The sequence below is a fragment of the Legionella cherrii genome, from assembly GCF_900635815.1.
Taxonomy (GTDB): domain Bacteria; phylum Pseudomonadota; class Gammaproteobacteria; order Legionellales; family Legionellaceae; genus Legionella; species Legionella cherrii.
On record NZ_LR134173.1, the window covers coordinates 1,168,121 to 1,187,366 of the forward strand.

Here is a 19,246-nt window from a genome sequence, read left to right on the forward strand (position 1 = left end):
GCGATTCAGCTCCTGAACGAACATTTAAGGGATAACCATGCGTTTTCTAACCATTTTACTAGGATGTTACATTATGACCTCTAATACCGCATCAGCTGATTCACCTAAAATCAATGATAATGCCTATGATTATTCCTTTCATACATTACGTGGGCATGAACCATTACCCCTATCATCATTTAGAGGAAAAGTGTTAATGATTGTCAATACGGCCTCAAAATGTGGTTTTACCCCTCAATATGCGCGGTTAGAGAAGCTTTATGAACAATATAAAGATCGTGGTTTAGTCATCTTGGGAGTTCCTTCAAATGATTTCGGCGGCCAAGAGCCTGGGACTGAGCAAGACATTGCAAGTTTCTGCCAGGTCAATTATGGGGTTACTTTTCCAATGACTGCAAAAGAGGTGGTTTCAGGAAAAAATGCACATCCATTTTATCTTTGGGCTAGAGAGAAATTAGGGTTTGGCACGGCACCAAAATGGAATTTCCATAAATACCTCATTAATCGGAAAGGGGAGCTAATCGATTATTTCTATTCAACTACCTCTCCTGAGGCAGGACGATTGGTCAAAGTTGTTGAAAAGGCTCTTGACGAAAAAGCTTAATGAAAACCCTCATCCGCCCTGGCGGGTCCCTTCTCCCCTAGGTGAGAAGGGAATTGGGGGCACTATAAAAATCCCCTCTCCTGTTTCGGGAAAGGGGTGAGGGAAAGGAATTTTAAAAACAGGTTGCATCAAGTTACCTAATATGAAGCAACATCATACCCACCGGCCACTTCATCATACACCTGGACAATACTATCAAGTAATTGTGCTTTTTCCTGAATTAAACTCAATTTACTACGATCAAGATTAATTTTTGCATTGATTACATTGCGATAGTCTTTGGCTCCTGCTTTATATTGTGCTAAAGCGACAGCATATGCCTTTTTTGCTGCCCAATATCCTTTTTGGATTTGCACATAGGATAAATGGTTTTTCTGTTCATTCGTAAGCGCATCATCTACATCTGCAAATGCAGAATGCAGCGTAGTCAAATACTCATGATAAGTTGCTTTGAATCCTGCTTTAGTTGATTTGATGTCTTCATAGGAGCTGGCATTGAAAATTTTGGTCGATGCAGCAGCTTGGGCAACCCAAATATTCGTACTCACTTTTAAAATATTTCTCAAATCAATAGAGGCGCCTCCAATTAAACTGGTTAATGCGATGGTTGGGAAAAAAGCCGAGTAAGCCATTCCAATTTGTGCTTGAGCTATTTTTAAATTATTTAAAGCAATCATGATGTCTGGGCGATTTTTCAAAACCGATGAAGGTAAAGATTTCGGAATCAAATGATTTAAGTTCAACGAAAGCACGCTTCGATGCGTCGTAATCGGGCCTGGATTTTGGTTCAATAAGAGGCGGATGGTATTCTCATTTTGTGCGATGACACTTTCAATTTGAGGAATTTTAGATTGCTCTTGGGCCAGCTGTTGATCGATGTTGATTGGTACTTCAATATTACTGGCACCTTTCTTGAAACGAATCTGTTCCAGTTGATGCAGTTTGCTTAAATCACGAAGCAGTTCTTTCTCAACAGCCAGTTGTTCTCGTTGACTTAAGAGCATAAAGTAGGCGCCGCTCATTTGGCTGATAATTCCCAACTTTGTTGATTGAGCCTGGGCTTGCTCCATAGCTAAAGAGGCTTTGGCTGATTTGATATTATAAATATTATTTAAGATGTTCACTGTGTATTTGGGAGTAAAGCCAGTGTAGTATCCTCTAAATCTCATGTGAGAAAGATTTGAAAAAAAAGGATTATTCGCCAATTGACCTCTGGGGGTAACATGGGAATTCCAAGTTCCGCCAGAAAAACCTGTAGCGTTCGCATCGAGTGTGGGGATCCATGCATATTGCGCTGCTTTAAGTTGAGCTTGTGCTTGCTCTATCGTTGCATACGACCTTTTAATTGTATCATTACAAGTTAACGCCTGCATAATCAGCTGATTAAGTTCTGGATCATGCAGTTTTTTCCACCATGCGACTCGACTTAGGTCGCTTTTATTATCGATGTATTTTATTCCGCTGCGCGAATTTTTAGGATAATTTACTTTTTCAGGAATAAGGCAGTTTTTGCAACAACCTGCAAGCAAAATGGCGGATAGATTAAATAAGATAATTTTTATTTTCATAATTGTGCCAATTTAAAATAAATTTAATTAGGGTAGGTACACTTCTATTGTCTTGGCTCAAGCGAACGAATTGTAAACAGACCCTAGTCGAGCTTTGTTCTAAATATTTTCCCCGTCAAAAGAATCAAAATGGACGCTATTAATAAAATAGGAAAAATATTTGGAACTATTTGGCTAAACGTATTGCCTTTCAGCAAAATTCCACGTGCAATCCGTATAAAGTACGTCATGGGCACACAGTACCCTATCATTTGTGCCCAAGTAGGCATTCCATAAAAAGAAAAAATGTAACCCGATAAAAACATTGAAGGGAGTTGATAGAAAACGCTCAGTTGCATTGCTTGCATCGGAGTACGTGCCAGGGTGGAGAAAATCATGCCCACCATTAAATTGGCAATAATAAATGGTGCAACTGCAATATAAAGTAATAAGATACTTCCTTCAGTAGGAATATGAATTAATAATTTACCAAAAATTAAAATACTGGTTAGTTGTAAATAACCTAAAACAATATAGGGTATTACCTTACCAAGAATGATTTCTGTGGGTTTTAATGGCGTGCTTAACAACATTTCCATTGTCCCAGACTCTTTTTCTGAAGTGATGGCGGTTGATGTAAGCATCACCATGGTTAGTGTAAGGAGTACGCCGATTAACCCTGGAACAATGTTATAAGAACTGGTATTCGATTCATTATAAAGTCGATGAATGGTGAGATTGACACTTCGCTTTGACTGAGTAGGTGATGGGGAACCTAAACCTTGTCTATTGAATGTCTCCATAGTCTGGTTGAGAATGGGAAGTGCATTGCTCAGTGCGCTAGCACTGCTTCCTGGATCTGAGCCATCGATTTCGACCAGTAACTGTGGGTTTTCGTTACGAATATATTTACGAGTAAAATTAGGGGGAATAGTGAAGGCGAAGCTTATTTTTCCATTGGCGAAATCCTGATTCTTTTTATTTTCGTTCATTTTCTCATCATGAATCACGCTAAAATATCCTGAAGCTTCAAGAGCGCTGACATAACTTCGAGTTAATGGCGAATTATCATAGCTAATAATTGTAGTCGGAAGATGTTTGGGATCAAATTGGATGGCAAAACCAAAGAGTATAAGCAACATAATTGGTAAGATGACTAACATCGCTATGGTGCCACGATCCCGAGTGATGAGAATAAATTCTTTGCGTATTAAGCCGTCGAGACGCGCTATAGATAATCCATGTAATAGGTCCTTATATTTCATCGCATTAATCCGATAAATACTTCCTCAAAAGAAGGTGTAGTTTCTTTAAATGACAGCTCACTGTGTTCGTCAATCATCCGTTTCAGTGATTGATGATCCTTTGATGAAATCCGTAGCTCATTATTTACGATTGAGGCCAACAACTTGGGATAGGAATCATTTATTTTTTCCATGAACTGATTTTGTTCTTTTCTAGCCGCTTTGAGTATATACGTTTTGACTTGGGAGTGAGGAATCAAATCTCTGGTGCTACCTGTATACAATAGCCTCCCTACATTAATATATGCTAGGCTACTGCACTTTTCCGCTTCATCCATATAATGAGTTGTCACAAGGATTGTGGTGCCATCACGGGAGGAAATTTTATGTAAGTAATCCCAAAATTCTTTACGAGCTTTTGGATCAACACCGGCGGTAGGTTCATCTAAGAATAATAGTTGAGGTTTATGCAGCAAGCTACATGCCAGAGCCAAACGTTGTTTCCACCCTCCAGATAAATTACCTGCTTGTACCTTTTGGTACTCTTCAAGCTCAAGATCTTTTATAATTTCTTCTATTGCTTTAGCCGAATTTTTTATCTGAAAAATATCCGCAACAAAACGCAGATTTTCATGGACCGTTAATCCTGTATAATAACTAAATTTTTGCGGCATATAACCGGTACGTTTTTTTATCTCATCACTCTGTGTGCGAATATCGTAACCAAGACAAGTCCCTACTCCATCGGTGGGAGTTAAAAGACCACAAATCATTCGGATCGTTGTCGTCTTACCACTACCATTCGAACCTAAGAATCCAAATATCGATCCTTTTTCCACCTGTAAGTTTATGTGATCAACCGCGACCTTTTCATCAAATTTCTTGGTTAATCCTTTAACATCAATTGTTAGCTCACTCATTGAGTTATTTCCAAAGTGACAGGATGGCCGAGATGAATTTTTTCGAGATCGGGTGAGTCAATTTTGGCTTCTATCCGGAATACGAGACGTTGACGCTCCTCCCGGGAATAAATGATGGGGGGAGTGTATTCAGCAATGTTTGAGATGTAGAAGATATGGCCTGTGGCAAAATGAGCATTATGATCGGTTTTGATTTTAACCTGTTGATTTAGGCGTAATCGATCGAGTTTTTCTTCTGGAACAAAAAATACGGCTTTAATATTTTTTTTGGTCACTAGAGAAAGAACAGGAGCTCCTGCTTGGACAAATTCACCTTGTGTATAATAAGTATCAAATACAATTCCATTATCGGTAGCAAAATTTTCTTTGCGCGTCACCTGCCACTTTTTCTCAGCAGTATCAACCCGATTACTTTTAATTTTCGCGTCAATCTCTGCAAGTTGATCTTTGGAAATATTTAAATCCCTTTGCGCTGCATCAAGATCATTTTGACTTGCTGCATTTTGTTTGCGCATCTCCTGAACACGGCGATAATTGATTTCATTGTATTGAAGCTGAGTCAAAGTTTGTTGCCGTTGAGCAAGCAAATCTTTTTTATTTAATTTGCTCATTTGTAGATTATAAAGCTCGCTTGTTTGTTCAAGTCTGAGTAGAAATTGATTTTTTTTGACTTGTTGTCCTCTTAGTACGGCGAGATCAGTCAGTCGTCCAGCAAAATCGGCAGAAAAATAGACAAGATCTGCATCAATATACCCACTAAAAGACTTATTTTCTTCCCCACAGGCTGTTAATAGTAAGACAGTCAATCCAATCAACAGCAATTTACGCATTTAAATCATCCTGATCTTTTTTGTTTATACTGCAGGAATATCAGCAGATATACTATTACGGTTTTAATTACGTATATTATTCCCAAGAATTCGGTGTGTCAAAAGAGTTCGTGAATTGATGCAAAGCAGTAGGAATGCGGATACTATTTGACCTTATCTGAGTAAAATGTTACACATCAACTCGTTGTTAAACCGCTGAAAATATAAAAATTACCCGGGAGTATCTGAATGAGTTTTAAATCGTTTTTTTGCGCTACATTAGCATTATCCTCTTTATTTACGCACTCTGTTTTTGCTGCGCAAAAAGAGATGACCTATAAAAATGAACGCGGTTCAATTTTAGTGCTTACTCAGTTGGCAGATAATAAAATAGAAGGTTATTTCACCACAGCAGTTGCCTCCAAAACCTGTCCACAAGCTATCAATCAAAAAAGACCTATTACCGGTTATAGGGTAGGGAATGTGCTCTCTTTCAGTGTTGTTTATCCCATGTGTGAGTCAGTATTGAGTGTGAGTGGGCATTTTGATAACAAGGAACAAATTATTGATGCAATTTCCATACTGAGCAAGCAAGCAAGTGACATTACTCATGAGGGGCCCGGAGCTCGATTTATTGGCCATGACTCTTATAAAAAAATAGGATAAAAACCCGAGAAGTATCCTATAGCTCAATCAATATAGGTTGCGCCTTGGCCGAATATTTTCTTTCCTTAAAAGTAAATGCATGATGGAGCTTTTGTTGGGCCAAGGCCCAACCTACATCAAATACAGTTGAGCATAAATCTGAAGGAATCAGAGAGTGATTATGTTGTACAATATCCATTTTCTTCGCTTGTACGCGATAATTTTTTTAGTTATCTATGACCGGCATTATTTTTTTAGTTTATGTTATAAAAAAGGCTCAGGCCTCACTACCGAATTGGTCCCTTTCTATTTTAACCAAGAATGTCTTTATTGGGCACTCCTCATCATATTTGCAACCTATTTGATTTTATTGTTCATGACGGAATTCGCAAGATATGTTTCTTCCCTGATTTTAGGAATAAACAAGATGGGTTTCATTGCCAATATCACTATGGTTATTTTGGTCGCCTATTTGTTACATTTTCTGAGATTGTTTTCCCTTGTTACCTAACCTACTGCGCCAGTTTTGAACCTCGAAATAAGTTATACAATTTAAGGAAGATTATTTCTTTGGTCTGTGTGATGCTGACGACCAATAAAAATTGGGCGGCGTAATATAAAAGCATTACGAGCACAGCTATGGGTTTGTTGTTTGCTAAAACAAATAAGTTTAAGGACAAAACAAAGTCAGACAATAAAAAAAGAATCGCTCCGAGCCGAGTAAAAAGCGATTGCCGTTTTACTTGAAAGGCGCAAAATACCATTAAAGTGAGCAGGCATAAATAAGCTGCTACTGGTTTCTTCATCTCGCCCAAATAGGGGGATAAAAAATAGAAGCTTACTAAGACAAATACCAAGATAGGTGAAAAAGAAAGAACATTTTTGCCTCGAAATTGCCTATTTTTTAAAAACAAACAGATGTAGGTAACGTGCGTTGCCATAAATGCCAAGATCCCCACTTGCAATGCCATTTTTATGGGGAGGGTTAAAAAAATATCGCCAATGAGTGAACATCCTAAGGCAAGGAGTAACAAGACTTTTACTTGTTTGTAGCAATTAATTTGTAGGACAAAGAGCATCAGTAAAGCAATGGGAATGGGTTTAAGTAAGGTAGTTAAAGGAAACTGAATAAAAGAAAGTACTATAAGATAAAATATCATGCTGAGCAAAAATAAAGGCAGAGTGATTTTAAATGGCTGTCCTGTCATGTAGAAATCCCTTTAATTCAATGGCTTAAATATCTCTTAGTATACACATTCTTTATTGTTCCTTTAATTTTTTGTTTATTTAAAACAATTGTGGTTTAATAACGTGCTTTTTGTGTTTTTTAAGGTCTAGTTATGAAAAAAATAATCGTGCTTGTACTTATGGCTTCTTTGTTCTCAGTAGGTCATGCCAGTAAGCTCAGTAAATTTTTGAAACAGATGGACGAAGAAGATAGAGCTCGTCAAGAAAGAGAGTGGCAACAAGATATGAATTTCGGTGATTTTTCATTTCGTTTGGACAGACGATATACCGATGATCACGGGCAACGTTGTCGTGATTATAAGTTTAGAGCGCGTAGCAATCCTTTTCGCCATGGATATTATACGGTCTGTGATGAGCGCTAAGCGTTAATTGATTGCGGTTTGGAACGGGTTCTTCCATGCCGCGATCGCAAAAATTTTAATATACCTGTTTATCAATTTTTCTATTTGAAATGGAGAAATCCATTCTATATCCTAGAATAACATCATATAGACCAAAATTTTCCTGTGGCGATACAAATCTATTAAAGGATGCATTATGCGTAAGTCTATGATGATGTTTTTCCTTTTGGCATTTTCTTTCTGTATTTATGCCAATATTGCCAATGACATCTTATTAAGCAGAACATCAGATCAGAAAACGCAAATATTAAGCGGTATTATCAATGCAGCAGGCGAACCCTGTACTCCTCTTGGATCTTTTTATCAAGGGGTCGATCTCAATGGTGCAGCATATTGGAATGTTGCCTGCTCTGATGGTCATTCATATGTTATCCAGATAGCCAATGATGCTGATGCGACAACCACAATAATTCAATGCAGTGCAATGAAATCATTGGGAGCACAATGTTTTAAACGTTTTGGATTTTAGATCGACCCAACGAACTTGCAATGAAAAATTTTCCCAACATAAGTCAGCGATAAATAGTAATGGAGTTGAATGGAAGCAGGTTGTATACTCATAAAAGGTCATTGACATAAATGGTATCGGTCGAATAAAAAAAGGATTTTTTATGGAGCAGACAGTAGAACGTCGTGTTGTTAATTTAATTGCTAGAACGCAAGAAATTCCACCTGATGAGATTGATTTGGATCAATCAATTGACCAGTTAGTTCCTAGCTCTCTGGACTTAGTTAATTTGTTCTTTGACTTAGAGGATGAGTTTGATTTGGATATTCGTAATGATATTTATAAAGAACAAACCATTCGAGAAATAGCAATTGATATTAACCAATTAATCGCTAAAAAGAACTAAATACATCAATTCTTCTATCCGACTCATAATAATTCAAATTAATGAGCGTCCTCAACTTCACTACGATTTTTTACGGTATTAAATAATTCATAAGAACTATTTTTTGCACATGTATTTATTGTTATTCTGCTAAAGAAAATTTAGAATGCCTTTTTTTATTAAGGGTAAGCCAAAATGCCATCAGTATTCGAATTTCTAGGGATAAAAAAGCAACTTTCTACACCAGTTCCTCAACTTGGTATCAATAATGCTCTGTACAAACGGCAAATAGAATCACAACAGTATTTTACTATTGAAAGTGCTGCCGAGGCGGCTGATGGCAATAAGCTGGCTATAAACCTCAAAAAGGGGCAGGATTTTAGAACATCCAATCAACAACATATCGAATTTTTAAATCAATGCATTACACTTGTTAAAGAAAAATCAAATCTATTAAAAAGTACTGATCAAAAAATTGCGGGAAGTGTTGTTTTTGGTGTCACCGCAACCGCCTTGTCTTTTCTTCCTGTGGTAGGATTTTTAGGTTGGATAGGTTGGGCCGCTACAGCTTATTTTATAAACCAACGCGCCACAGCCTATGCTGAATATCATGAAGCATTAACACTTTTAGTTGGAGCATGTAATTGGAGTCTTGGACAAGGTCCTGAGGATCGTAAAGATAGAATTCCTAATCTCACCAAGAATGAAACAATACGTGCTATGATGGCAGTACTTTATCCGGTTCTTACTGAAGTGCAAGTAAGACATTTGATTGCGGATGATGTTGAGGAAGTATTTGCCAAGGAATTACAAGATTATGAAGAAAGATTCCAATTAGGTTTTAAGACGGATCGATTTTTCTCTAAGCAAGACGATACCATAGCCCTCAGTAAAAAGGGTGCTGAATTTAGCCGTTGCATTTATGGTTTTAATAAAGGTGGATTTACTGATTTTCTCGATGCGATTGTATCCATTCTTCCCGATTTATATAAAGCAGCAATTCATGGTGTCCAACAACTAAAGTCTTGGTGGCAAGAAAAAACAAATGCTCCAGAAAAAGAAGACGAAGTACATAATCATGAAACACCCAAAGTGTTGTAAGTAATACCCGTTGCTTAAACTCGATGACAAGTCGTTTTTGGGGATGGTTTTTTATTTTTAATCAAAAAATTGCAAATAGTCTATTTAGAATCTATAACCAATTTGCTTTAGTCCGGCATCCCGCGAACAGCTCGCGGGATTTTAACAACATGAATTATCAATAATCCCTAATTAAATAAATTGTTTTGTGGCTCCAACTACATCCGTTGCTTTGTTCAAACCATACCATTGATAATGAGGATAAAAAATGCGACTTAAGATAGAAGAAGACACTAAAGAAGCGAATGTTTTTATTTATGGTAAAATGGGCCCGGATGAAACCAATCTCATTCTTTTTTCTAAGGTTTCCTGGTTAAGCAATCAATCGAACTACTCCTCAAATATCGCTCTCTTACAAGAAAACGGCTCAAAGTTATGGTTGATCCGTGACAGCCGAGTTGAAGGATTGCTCACGGTTCAATCCATTAGCTGGAATAAGGAATTGGAACAATGGCAAGCGGAAGGACCCCAACGATTTATGTTGTCAAATGACTATGGGTGGGTTTTGAATAATGCCCATCCAGAGTCTGATGATTTTCTTGTCATTGCCGATTCAGTCGGTGGGATTATTCACATGACCAATGAGAATACACAACCGCATCTTCCTGGATTATTAAAAATTCTATCTGCAAATGGTTATGAAGTAGAAAATAGAGTAAATCCTAAAATTGGGCAAGAAACATTATCTATAGGTTATACTTCCTACCGCACTGACGCCGATGTTTCCCAACAAGACTCCAAGGGATCGAAACTGGTGTTGACGACCGTCAATTTGCCAGAAGGGATGCTTATGGCACTTTCTTGTCCATTGGCAACAATAATTTCTGGCCAAATGAAAGTGATGAAAGATCCGGTTACATGGGTAGCTGATGGTATTAGCTATGAACGTTCTCAGTTATTGATGCTTCATCCGGATTTGGAGGAGGGAAAGGATTTTTATCCCAATATTAAACTTAAGACCATTATTAATTACGTCTCGGCAACTTCTTTAAGTCCCGAAGAGTATTGGGCGAAATTGCAGAAAGTAGAAGAAGATATCAAGGATCCGATACTTTTAAACACCATGCAGGAGCCTGTTTTAAGTCCTAGTGGACATTCATTTGAAAAAAGTTCTATAGAAACATGGATAAACAGTAAATACGTTAATCTCCCTACAGTGAGTAATATCGTTCCTATTCCAGATCCAATAACCAAGCAAGATATTAGGGGAAGAACTCTTGTAGTTAATAAAAATTTAAGCCAATTTATTAAAGCATGGCCTGATTTTTATAGGCAGCAAGAATATAACTTGGCAATATCGCTTTCTGAAAAAGTGCAATACTCTAAATCAAACTAAGGGCTTCATTCCGTTCCTTCGAAGATAATATTATTTTCGAAGGAACTGTTTCAGCAAAAACGCGTTTGATCGCACTTACATTTTTTTATGGTATAGTTTTTTATGGCTATCTATAAGGAAGTTTTGGGGTATGCGCAAGGAATACCAAGGTGTGGTCACCCGATTTCTCCGCCAGGAGGAACGACTTATTCAATCCGAAGAACATGAAATGCCGTTAGTGATCGAAGCAAATGGTTCTGCGGATTTAGGATTTCTGCAACAATTTCTAGCATCCAATTCTCTGCAAATCCTCGATGATATGGCTCGTTATGGGGCTGTGCTTTTAAGAGGCTTTAATATCGAGGCGGATGAACAATTTGAACGGATCATTTTAAGTATTCCCGAGTTTCGCGGTATTAGCGAAGCGTTTATGTCTGAAAATGGTCGGGTTCATGTGAATGATCTTAAATATGTTTTACATACCAATTCAGTATATAAAACTGGAGGAACACTTTATCTTGGCGGATTTCATACTGAAAATTATTATTCCGCTGATGTTCCTAGTTATCTTTGTTTTTGTTGTTTTCAACCTTCGGAATTAGGTGGTGAAACCGGTTTGATCAATACACAAAAAATTTACAATCATTTGCACGATGCATTGAGACAGAAATTGGAAAAAAATTCCTTTTTTGTTTGTAAATGGTCCATTGCAGAAGTAGCTGAGCGATACCAGATTAGCCAGGATGCAGTACAAAAAATATGTAATGACTTTAAACTCCCGGTAATTGGCGAAGGAGAGGAGCAGTTTGTTTTAATGTATAAACCAAGTGTCTTAGAACACCCGATCACTAAAGAAAAAGCATTACAAATCAATATGTTTGAACTTCCTTCCCTGAACCATGAGCTGAGAAAATGCTTTATGAATGACTATAAAGGGAAGAGATGGTTTTGGCATCGATTTTTTTGGAAATTACCCACCTCAGTTTTTAACTCAGTAGAAAAACTTGCAATTATTTTTATTTCTTTTTTTAATTCACCTACCAATTCATATAGAATTTTGCGCACCAAATTAACTCATTTAAAAGCCAGCAGAAAAATAAAACGCTCTTCCTTGAATACAGTGAAAGTAGGAAGTTGTTTTAATAAGGAAGAAGTTAAAGAACTGGCCCAATTAATGCGAAAGTATTATTCATCCTGTTTATGGAAAAAAGGGGATGTACTCCTCATCGATAATAAAAAAGTCATGCATGCAGGTATGCCTGGAATGGGGCCTCGAGTGATTCGTGCCATGATTTGTAATCCTCTGGATATGAACTATTCAGCTTCGGAGTCAGGCTCTATAGTCGCAAAAGAACGCACAACTGACACAATTGGTGCTTATATGGCTGAAGGGACTACTCTTAATTTTGGGGTAGAAGGGGTCTCCCAGGGCGGATGAGGGATTCCCCCACTTCTAACCCTCTCCCAGCAGAGGGAGGGGGATTCTTGGTTTCTAGGGAACTAGATAATAGCACGTGCAAGCTCGGCACCTAGGCGAGCATTATTTTTAATTAAAGCGATATTGGCCAGTAAACTTTTACCTTGGGTCAGTTGAGTCACTTCCGCCAGTAGAAAAGGGGTTAACGCTTTTCCAGAAATATTATTTTGCGCTGCTTTTTCTATGGCATTCTTGATTACCGGCTCGATGATCTCTATTGGGATATTAAATTCTTTAGGGATTGGATTAGTGATTAAGATACCAGAGGACATACCTATCTCCCAATGAGCAGCTAATATTTTAGCAAGAGTTGGTACATCCTCTACCCAGGTTGATAACTGATAATCAGTAGAATCAGTATAAAAAGCAGGTAATACTTGAGTGCGATAACCAATGACGGGTACACTCATCGTTTCTAAAAATTCTAAAGTACGCGGCAGGTCAAGAATTGCTTTTGCACCAGCACAAATGACGGCGATCGGTGTTCTTGAAATTTCAATTAAATCTGCGGAAATATCGTGCGCATCACCCCGATGGACGCCACCAATCCCACCGGTAGCAAATAATTTAATTCCTGCCTTCGCAGCACAAAATAAGGTGGCAGCAACTGTAGTTCCAGCAGAATATCTATTGGCGACGATGAAAGGTAAATCACGTCGACTAGCTTTGAAAACATCTTTATTGCATGCAAATTGTTGCAATTCATTTGCGGTTAAACCAATCTTTATTTTTCCATCAATCACCGCAATGGTTGCGGGAGTTACCTGATGGTCGCGGACAATTTGCTCTACTGCCTGAGCCGTTTCATAATTATCAGGATAGGGCATGCCATGAGAAATGATGGTGGATTCCAATGCTAATAGCGGTTTTTTATGCTCAAGAGCTAATTTTACTTCTGGGGAATACTCAAAAAATTGCGGCATGATCTGTTTCTCTTACTGTTTGGGTTAACTGAAGGTTTTTTAATGTCTCATGATTAATTTGTTCATTTACTGTATGGCAAGATTGTACGGTTAAAGCAGCCATCGCGGCGCCTGTTTTACAGGCGTCAATTAAGGTGGCATTATGTTTTAACTCATACAGAATTCCAGCAACAAATGCATCGCCTGCACCGCTGACATCAACAATCGGGTCAATAAAAAATGCTGGGAAATGTTTCTGTACCGTTTCATTCACCAGTACATAGCCTGATTTACCCAAGCTGATAATGCAATTTCTTAACCCTTTATCCAATAATAAATTACCTGCTTTGATGCAATCCGCTACTGAATGAATGCGGATGTCAGTCAATGCTTCCGCTTCAAAACGATCGGGTTTCAGTAGAAAAACGTGTTCGAGGCTTGAGGGGAGCTTTTGTGCTTTAGTTACAGAGACCGGATCAATGCATAATTTAATATTTTTGGTACGTGCTATTTGAATTGCATGTTCGATAATTGCTTTCGGTAAATTGGTATCCAAAAAAACAAGTGCCTCACTATCCCATTCACTCCAGGATTGGGTAAACGGATTAAACGGAACATGATCAAAAATGTCCATATCCGCTAAAGCAAAGAATAATTCTCCTTCTTGATCAAGCAGGACATCATAATGAGCTGTCGGTTTATTGGGAAGGGTAAGAACATTTTGGGTTTGGATATTAAGACTTTTTAAATGGGCTATTGTTTCTAGTCCATAACTATCTTGGCCGACTACGCTGCAAAGATGGACGTTGTCAGTCAACAAAGCAAGATTTTGGGCTACATTATGAGCCACACCGCCAAAGGTTGAAATAGATGAAACAGGGTTGGATGTTCCCAATTGCAACTTATGAATTGATGTTAATTTTCGATCAATGGTGATACCGCCAATGCATATTATTTTTTTATTCATTAATGGAATTAAAAATGAGTGAGTTATGCATCATAACATGAGAACCAAAAATTAAAATAAGTGCAGCCTGGGCGAGCACAGGCTAGCGGAATTGCTCATCCCCAACATAGTGAAGAGTGCTCCCCGCTGTAACGGATGTTACGCAGGGAGAGCCTGATTGCACTAGGATGACGGGTTTAATCAAGTTTGATACCAATACTATTTAACTTTTCTTTTTCGACTTTAACGAAGCCGTGTTCTTGCACCGCTTGTTTAAAGAAGGTTGGTATCACCGGGTTTTTAAACGAAATATCCGCTTTATTTAAAATCTTTGCTACTGAAGAGGAGCAATTATCTACTGTAAGTTTTAGTTCGGTCGTTGGATGATGCTCATCGCGGTACATGGTACCAATGCTGCCATCAAAACATTCTGGTACAAAACAGCCTGTTTGCGACACATGATTTTTTACTGATAATTTTGCTCCAGTACCACCTATGAGTATTTGAGTAGCTGCTGATATAAATGGATTTTGATATTCGAACACTGAGTAAAAACAATCCTTGTTGTCTACATCTTTTTTCAGTTCTTTTTGTGCTTGTTTCGCCTTTTTGTACTGCTCTTTAGTTACTTTTTTAACTAAAACATCATTTGCTTCTTTGATATCTTCTTTATGATCAGGAGCATATTGTCCAAAAACAGGTATTGAGCCGAATGTTAATCCATTAAGTAGACTACCAAGTGGACCTGGGAAGAAACTAAAATGATCTGTCTTGGGAACGTCATTTATAACCTTATGAACAAATGATGACACATGCCCAGGACCATTTTCCGAATTAGTATCTTTAACACAGACGCCAATATAATACTCTTCTTTGCTATTCATCTTCTCTACCTCATTTCTCAAAGTCTTAATGAGGCATCCTTGCTTCCAAAAAATACATGATGTTTTTCTATTATATCTTTTGATTATTATGGGAACATTAAGTGGCGTCAGTACGCTTGAACTTTTGTTGTCGAGATAGGCCAACTTAGATTAAGGCGATGCATGTGTTATTCGCGTGATAATCGAGTCTTAAAGAAAAAAATCTTAGATCATTGTTCCTGGTCGCTTACTATAAGGCTTTTCTAGATGAAGGTCCGGCCTTGGCCCGACAAAATAGTTGTTTCGAATGACCGATTTTAGTCCATTTGCCGTAAGATATTTTACCTAAGGGAGGCAAGGCTAGGCTTACAGTGGATGAATTTTTCTGGATGCTCGCACCAGGATTGCCATTATTTTCTGATGTAGCCTAAACAAAGAACATAATCTATGATTATGAAAATAGAACTGAGCTGGCAGGCGCTTTTAAATTCATAAGGAAAAATCATGGGGCTTCTCGTTGATGGTCAGTGGCATGATGTCTGGTATGATACTTCTAAAACTGGAGGGGAGTTCAAACGAGAATCATCCCAATTTCACTTTGCAATCAGTAATGAAGCCAATGCTCGATTTCCTGCTGAAAAGGGACGTTACCATTTATACGTCTCCCTGGCTTGTCCCTGGGCACATCGAACTTTGATTTTCAGAAAACTCAAGAAACTGGAGGATTATATTGAGGTTTCGATTGTGCATCCGCATATGCTTGAAAAAGGATGGTCGTTTATGAAAGGGATGGGCGCAACTGGAGATCGGCTTTATGGATTGAATTATTTATACGAACTTTATCTGCAAGCAAATGACCAATATACGGGTAGAGTGACCGTACCGGTTTTATGGGATAAAAAAGAAAAAACGATTATTAATAATGAATCAGCAGAAATTATTCGTCAGTTCAATCAGGCGTTTAATCATTTAACAGGGGATAATCAAGACTTTTACCCGGAATCACTTCGTCCAGAAATCGATGTCTTGAATGACCGAATTTATAATGCAATTAATAATGGAGTTTATCGTTGTGGCTTTGCAACCACACAACAGGCCTATGAAGAGGCCTTTGGCCAATTGTTTCTTTTGCTTGATGAACTGGATGTGCGCTTACGTAACCAAAAATATTTGTTAGGTGAACAGTTAACAGAGGCTGATTGGCGTTTTTTTACCACGTTGATACGTTTTGATGCGGTTTATTACAGTCATTTCAAAACAAACCAGCAACGAATTAGTGATTATGAAGGGCTCCAACCCTATCTGAAACGTCTTTATCACCATCCTGGAGTGCGTGAAACGGTAAACTTTTTACATATTAAGCAACATTATTATTTCAGTCATAAAACCATAAACCCAACGCAAATTGTACCTTTAGGGCCAAAATTGGATTTTGATTAACAGTAGAGCAATTCTCTACTTTATTTGCTTTGATTTTTCTTTTTCAAATCTTTTTTCACCCAATTGATTAAGCCGCCTTCAACCAATAATTCGATTTGGCGTTGAGATAGGGTTTGTTCCACTTCAACGTCTTTATCGTTTATTTTTATCTTGAACGATTGTTTCTCCAGAATGTCCGGAAGGTTTTTGATTTCGACCACATCATTGAGGTGGATAGCATGATAATCCTTAGGATTTTTAAAGGTTAAAGGCAAAATGCCGAAATTGATTAGATTTTGCCAATGGATACGGGCAAAACTTTTGGCAATGACTACTTTTAAACCTAAATAGCGAGGAGCTAACGCAGCATGTTCTCGACTTGAGCCTTGGCCATAATTTTCTCCGCCTACAATCACATGACCTTTTTTATGATTTTGGGTTCGTTCCACATAATCTGGATCGACATGACCGAAAGTAAATTCGCTAATTTTAGGAATATTACTCCGGTAAGGAAGCACTTTCGCGCCGGCTGGAGAAATTTCATCGGTAGAAATATTATCCTCGACTTTAAGTAACACGGGTATTTTCAATGAATGAGGCAAGGGTTCAAATTCGGGTAAGGTGACTAAATTAGGACCTTTAACTAATTTTATTTTTTTTGCCTCTTCTAACGGTAAAGGGTTTTCAAAACACGCAGGGTTTAATATCCTTTTCTTAGGTATTTTGATTTCAGGATAAGGCATTGCTAAAGTTCTAGGGTCGGTAATGACCCCTGTTAATGCCGATGCAGCAGCAGTTTCAGGGCTACAAAGAAAAACTTTATCTTCATCAGTTCCTGAGCGACCAGGAAAGTTTCTTGGCACAGTGCGTAAACTATTTTTTTCTGTTGCGGGCGCCTGCCCCATCCCAATACATCCATTACAACCTGCCTGATGAATGCGAGCGCCAGCGTGAATGAGACTGCCTAAATGCCCATCGCGTACCAACTCCTCTAAGATAGTTCGTGATGTTGGATTGATATCAAATGACACATTAGGATGAATGGTTCGACCTTTTACTATTTCAGCTGCAATAGCAAAATCACGATATCCTGGATTGGCAGAGGACCCAATATAGGTCTGATACACTTCTTCCCCTGCTATTTCAGCAACTGGCACTACATTCCCTGGACTTGTGGGTTTTGCAATGAGTGGTATCAGTTTAGATAAGTTGATTTCTGTGTGTTCATCATAAGAGGTATTCTTGTCTGCTTTTAATTCCAACCAGTCTTTTTCACGACCTTGACTTTGCAGGAATTCTTTAGTGATTTCATCCGAGGGGAATACGGTGGTGGTTGCTCCCAACTCAGCCCCCATATTGGCGATTACATGGCGGTCCATGGCGCTTAGGTGCTTTAATCCCTCACCATAATATTCAAAGATGTAACCCACACCACCTTTTACGTCATAACGACGCAGCATTTCCAGGATCACATCTTTTGCGCTAACCCATTTGGGCAGTGCGCCAGTTAAATGAATCCCCATCACTTTAGGCATTTTAATATAGAGAGGATAACCGGCTATAGCCATGGCAACTTCCAGTCCCCCCGAACCGATGGCAATCATTCCTAGAGAGCCTGCAGCACACGTATGACTGTCAGAGCCAGTTAATGTTTTACCCGGTTTTCCAAAGTTTTGCATATGCACGGCATGGCTGATCCCATTCCCAGGCCGGCTAAAATAAAAACCAAAACGTCGCGCGGCACTGGCAAGAAAGAGGTGATCGTCAGGATTTTTATTATCTTCTTGGATGAGATTATGATCGACGTATTGAACGGAAATTTCTGCTTGAGTACGTTCAAGTCCTATGGCTTCTAATTCAAGCATGACCAAAGTTCCTGTTGCATCTTGACACAGCGTTTGATCAATTTTTAAGGCAATTTCTTTCCCTGGTTCCATTTTGCCTTCAAGAAGATGGGCTTTGATGATCTTTTCGGTTACATTCATCGTTATTTCCTCCCTGAGAACAACTAATTGTTAAAATATAGCACAGAGAGCTATTCTGAGATTACCGCGGCTGGAATTAACTAGTTTAGGTGTGTTTATTTGCTGGCCTCAATCAGTATGGACTAAACTTCAAGTTGATGGATCATTTTGGAGAATAGGGCGTGAATTATGATAATCGAAATCAAGCAGGCCGTGTTCTAGCTGATTTGCTAAGGGACTATACAGCAAGGACTGATGTCGTTGTCTTGGCATTACCTCGAGGTGGGGTCCCTGTTGCTTATGAGGTAGCGACTAAGTTATCGCTCCCACTGGATATTTTTATTGTACGTAAACTGGGGACTCCCGGACATGAAGAATTGGCTATGGGAGCTATCGCTTCTGGAGGAATTGCCGTATTTAACCAAGAAGTAGTCAATATTCTGCATATACAAAAAGATGCCATTGATAAAATTAAACAATCAGAACAAGAGGAGTTATCACGACGCGAGCTTGTTTATCGTGGCAACAGGCCTTTTCCAGAGTTATCTGGAAAAACGATTATTCTGGTGGATGATGGCATTGCGACGGGTTATACAATGCGCGCCGCAATTGCTGCCTTGAAACAGAAAAAACCGGCAAAAATTATTGTCGCAGTTCCTGTTGCTGCGCAATCGACTTGTGACGAAATTGCGCCCTTAGTTGATGAGATTATTTGCCCAAAGCGTCCAACTAATTTTTATGCAGTAGGATTATGGTACAATGATTTTTCGCAAACTACAGACGATGAAGTGATTGAGTTGTTGCAGAAAAGTTAGATATCCCGAGAGCACATGGTTCGATTTAAGTGGTCCTAACAGGACATATTGAAATGTTTTGTAATTCATTTGGTGACAAATAGGTTCACTCATTCCTTCTACTTTTTCTAAATTCAAGTAGGGCGGTTGACAATTCTACTATCTTGGCCAAAAT

Annotated in this window: 19 protein-coding genes; 10 read left to right on the plus strand and 9 right to left on the minus strand. The window is 38.5% G+C overall.

Features of this window, described 5'->3' with window-relative positions:
• The first annotated feature begins 73 nt into the window (after positions 1-73).
• On the plus strand, positions 74-604 hold the full coding sequence (locus EL022_RS04970; protein WP_028382648.1) for a glutathione peroxidase: 531 nt from the start codon (positions 74-76) through the stop codon (positions 602-604).
• Between the two features lie 137 nt (positions 605-741).
• Here EL022_RS04970 and EL022_RS04975 read toward each other — a convergent pair whose 3' ends face one another.
• From EL022_RS04975 to EL022_RS04990, 4 genes are all read right to left on the minus strand, one after another.
• Positions 742-2,172, minus strand: a complete 1,431-nt coding sequence (locus EL022_RS04975) for a TolC family protein (RefSeq protein ID WP_028382649.1) — start codon at positions 2,170-2,172, stop codon at positions 742-744.
• Positions 2,173-2,255: 83 nt separating this feature from the next.
• Positions 2,256-3,416, minus strand: a complete 1,161-nt coding sequence (locus tag EL022_RS04980) for an ABC transporter permease (protein ID WP_028382650.1) — start codon at positions 3,414-3,416, stop codon at positions 2,256-2,258.
• Complete coding sequence (locus tag EL022_RS04985) at positions 3,413-4,315, minus strand: ABC transporter ATP-binding protein (RefSeq protein WP_028382651.1); 903 nt, start codon at positions 4,313-4,315, stop codon at positions 3,413-3,415. The genes EL022_RS04980 and EL022_RS04985 overlap by 4 nt, the downstream gene beginning before the upstream one ends.
• Positions 4,312-5,145: an HlyD family secretion protein gene (locus EL022_RS04990; RefSeq protein ID WP_028382652.1), complete on the minus strand. Its 834-nt coding sequence runs from the start codon at positions 5,143-5,145 to the stop codon at positions 4,312-4,314. Before EL022_RS04990 ends, EL022_RS04985 begins: the two co-directional genes overlap by 4 nt.
• A 228-nt stretch (positions 5,146-5,373) precedes the next feature.
• Between EL022_RS04990 and EL022_RS04995 the strand changes: the two genes are divergently transcribed.
• Positions 5,374-5,790 carry an avidin/streptavidin family protein gene (locus EL022_RS04995; protein ID WP_035901363.1) on the plus strand — a complete coding sequence of 139 codons (417 nt, stop codon included), beginning with the start codon at positions 5,374-5,376 and terminating at the stop codon, positions 5,788-5,790.
• Positions 5,791-6,281: 491 nt separating this feature from the next.
• Here EL022_RS04995 and EL022_RS05000 read toward each other — a convergent pair whose 3' ends face one another.
• On the minus strand, positions 6,282-6,977 hold the full coding sequence (locus tag EL022_RS05000; protein ID WP_028382654.1) for a lysoplasmalogenase: 696 nt from the start codon (positions 6,975-6,977) through the stop codon (positions 6,282-6,284).
• Between the two features lie 132 nt (positions 6,978-7,109).
• On the opposite strand from EL022_RS05000, the gene EL022_RS05005 reads away from it, so the two are divergent.
• From EL022_RS05005 to EL022_RS05030, 6 genes are all read left to right on the plus strand, one after another.
• Entirely contained in the window at positions 7,110-7,379 is a 270-nt protein-coding gene (locus EL022_RS05005; RefSeq protein WP_028382655.1) for a hypothetical protein, read from the plus strand.
• 175 nt (positions 7,380-7,554) lie between these two features.
• Positions 7,555-7,887, plus strand: a complete 333-nt coding sequence (locus EL022_RS05010) for a hypothetical protein (protein WP_028382656.1) — start codon at positions 7,555-7,557, stop codon at positions 7,885-7,887.
• Between the two features lie 142 nt (positions 7,888-8,029).
• Positions 8,030-8,272 (plus strand): acyl carrier protein, encoded by a 243-nt coding sequence (locus EL022_RS05015; RefSeq protein WP_028382657.1) that lies wholly within the window; start codon positions 8,030-8,032, stop codon positions 8,270-8,272.
• Between the two features lie 174 nt (positions 8,273-8,446).
• The gene (locus EL022_RS05020) at positions 8,447-9,352 is read left to right on the plus strand and encodes a hypothetical protein (RefSeq protein WP_028382658.1); all 906 of its coding nucleotides are present in this window, start codon (positions 8,447-8,449) and stop codon (positions 9,350-9,352) included.
• A gap of 247 nt (positions 9,353-9,599) precedes the next feature.
• Positions 9,600-10,727, plus strand: a complete 1,128-nt coding sequence (locus EL022_RS05025; protein ID WP_028382659.1) for a U-box domain-containing protein — start codon at positions 9,600-9,602, stop codon at positions 10,725-10,727.
• A gap of 130 nt (positions 10,728-10,857) precedes the next feature.
• The gene (locus EL022_RS05030; protein ID WP_051544535.1) at positions 10,858-12,144 is read left to right on the plus strand and encodes a TauD/TfdA family dioxygenase; all 1,287 of its coding nucleotides are present in this window, start codon (positions 10,858-10,860) and stop codon (positions 12,142-12,144) included.
• A 62-nt stretch (positions 12,145-12,206) separates the two neighbouring features.
• Here EL022_RS05030 and EL022_RS05035 read toward each other — a convergent pair whose 3' ends face one another.
• The 3 genes from EL022_RS05035 to EL022_RS05045 form a co-directional block, all read right to left on the minus strand.
• A complete protein-coding gene (locus EL022_RS05035) occupies positions 12,207-13,106 on the minus strand; it encodes a pseudouridine-5'-phosphate glycosidase (protein WP_028382660.1) in 900 nt (299 codons plus the stop codon).
• Positions 13,090-14,052, minus strand: a complete 963-nt coding sequence (locus tag EL022_RS05040; protein ID WP_028382661.1) for a carbohydrate kinase family protein — start codon at positions 14,050-14,052, stop codon at positions 13,090-13,092. Before EL022_RS05040 ends, EL022_RS05035 begins: the two co-directional genes overlap by 17 nt.
• Positions 14,053-14,228: 176 nt before the next feature.
• Positions 14,229-14,915, minus strand: a complete 687-nt coding sequence (locus EL022_RS05045; RefSeq protein ID WP_035901366.1) for a hypothetical protein — start codon at positions 14,913-14,915, stop codon at positions 14,229-14,231.
• A gap of 483 nt (positions 14,916-15,398) precedes the next feature.
• Between EL022_RS05045 and EL022_RS05050 the strand changes: the two genes are divergently transcribed.
• On the plus strand, positions 15,399-16,334 hold the full coding sequence (locus tag EL022_RS05050; protein ID WP_028382663.1) for a glutathione S-transferase family protein: 936 nt from the start codon (positions 15,399-15,401) through the stop codon (positions 16,332-16,334).
• A gap of 20 nt (positions 16,335-16,354) precedes the next feature.
• Here EL022_RS05050 and EL022_RS05055 read toward each other — a convergent pair whose 3' ends face one another.
• A complete protein-coding gene (locus EL022_RS05055) occupies positions 16,355-18,298 on the minus strand; it encodes an aconitate hydratase (RefSeq protein ID WP_028382664.1) in 1,944 nt (647 codons plus the stop codon).
• Between the two features lie 161 nt (positions 18,299-18,459).
• Here EL022_RS05055 and EL022_RS05060 point away from each other — a divergent pair, with 161 nt between their 5' ends.
• Positions 18,460-19,092 (plus strand): phosphoribosyltransferase, encoded by a 633-nt coding sequence (locus EL022_RS05060; RefSeq protein ID WP_028382665.1) that lies wholly within the window; start codon positions 18,460-18,462, stop codon positions 19,090-19,092.
• Positions 19,093-19,246 lie beyond the last annotated feature (154 nt).

Bases quoted from the DNA above. Each gene is read 5' to 3' on its own strand.
- EL022_RS04970 (WP_028382648.1), top strand. From the start codon at position 74: ATGACCTCTAATACCGCATCAGCTGATTCACCTAAAATCAATGATAAT.
- EL022_RS04975 (WP_028382649.1), bottom strand. From the start codon at position 2,172: ATGAAAATAAAAATTATCTTATTTAATCTATCCGCCATTTTGCTTGCA.
- EL022_RS04980 (WP_028382650.1), bottom strand. From the start codon at position 3,416: ATGAAATATAAGGACCTATTACATGGATTATCTATAGCGCGTCTCGAC.
- EL022_RS04985 (WP_028382651.1), bottom strand. From the start codon at position 4,315: ATGAGTGAGCTAACAATTGATGTTAAAGGATTAACCAAGAAATTTGAT.
- EL022_RS04990 (WP_028382652.1), bottom strand. From the start codon at position 5,145: ATGCGTAAATTGCTGTTGATTGGATTGACTGTCTTACTATTAACAGCC.
- EL022_RS04995 (WP_035901363.1), top strand. From the start codon at position 5,374: ATGAGTTTTAAATCGTTTTTTTGCGCTACATTAGCATTATCCTCTTTA.
- EL022_RS05000 (WP_028382654.1), bottom strand. From the start codon at position 6,977: ATGACAGGACAGCCATTTAAAATCACTCTGCCTTTATTTTTGCTCAGC.
- EL022_RS05005 (WP_028382655.1), top strand. From the start codon at position 7,110: ATGAAAAAAATAATCGTGCTTGTACTTATGGCTTCTTTGTTCTCAGTA.
- EL022_RS05010 (WP_028382656.1), top strand. From the start codon at position 7,555: ATGCGTAAGTCTATGATGATGTTTTTCCTTTTGGCATTTTCTTTCTGT.
- EL022_RS05015 (WP_028382657.1), top strand. From the start codon at position 8,030: ATGGAGCAGACAGTAGAACGTCGTGTTGTTAATTTAATTGCTAGAACG.
- EL022_RS05020 (WP_028382658.1), top strand. From the start codon at position 8,447: ATGCCATCAGTATTCGAATTTCTAGGGATAAAAAAGCAACTTTCTACA.
- EL022_RS05025 (WP_028382659.1), top strand. From the start codon at position 9,600: ATGCGACTTAAGATAGAAGAAGACACTAAAGAAGCGAATGTTTTTATT.
- EL022_RS05030 (WP_051544535.1), top strand. From the start codon at position 10,858: ATGCGCAAGGAATACCAAGGTGTGGTCACCCGATTTCTCCGCCAGGAG.
- EL022_RS05035 (WP_028382660.1), bottom strand. From the start codon at position 13,106: ATGCCGCAATTTTTTGAGTATTCCCCAGAAGTAAAATTAGCTCTTGAG.
- EL022_RS05040 (WP_028382661.1), bottom strand. From the start codon at position 14,052: ATGAATAAAAAAATAATATGCATTGGCGGTATCACCATTGATCGAAAA.
- EL022_RS05045 (WP_035901366.1), bottom strand. From the start codon at position 14,915: ATGAATAGCAAAGAAGAGTATTATATTGGCGTCTGTGTTAAAGATACT.
- EL022_RS05050 (WP_028382663.1), top strand. From the start codon at position 15,399: ATGGGGCTTCTCGTTGATGGTCAGTGGCATGATGTCTGGTATGATACT.
- EL022_RS05055 (WP_028382664.1), bottom strand. From the start codon at position 18,298: ATGAATGTAACCGAAAAGATCATCAAAGCCCATCTTCTTGAAGGCAAA.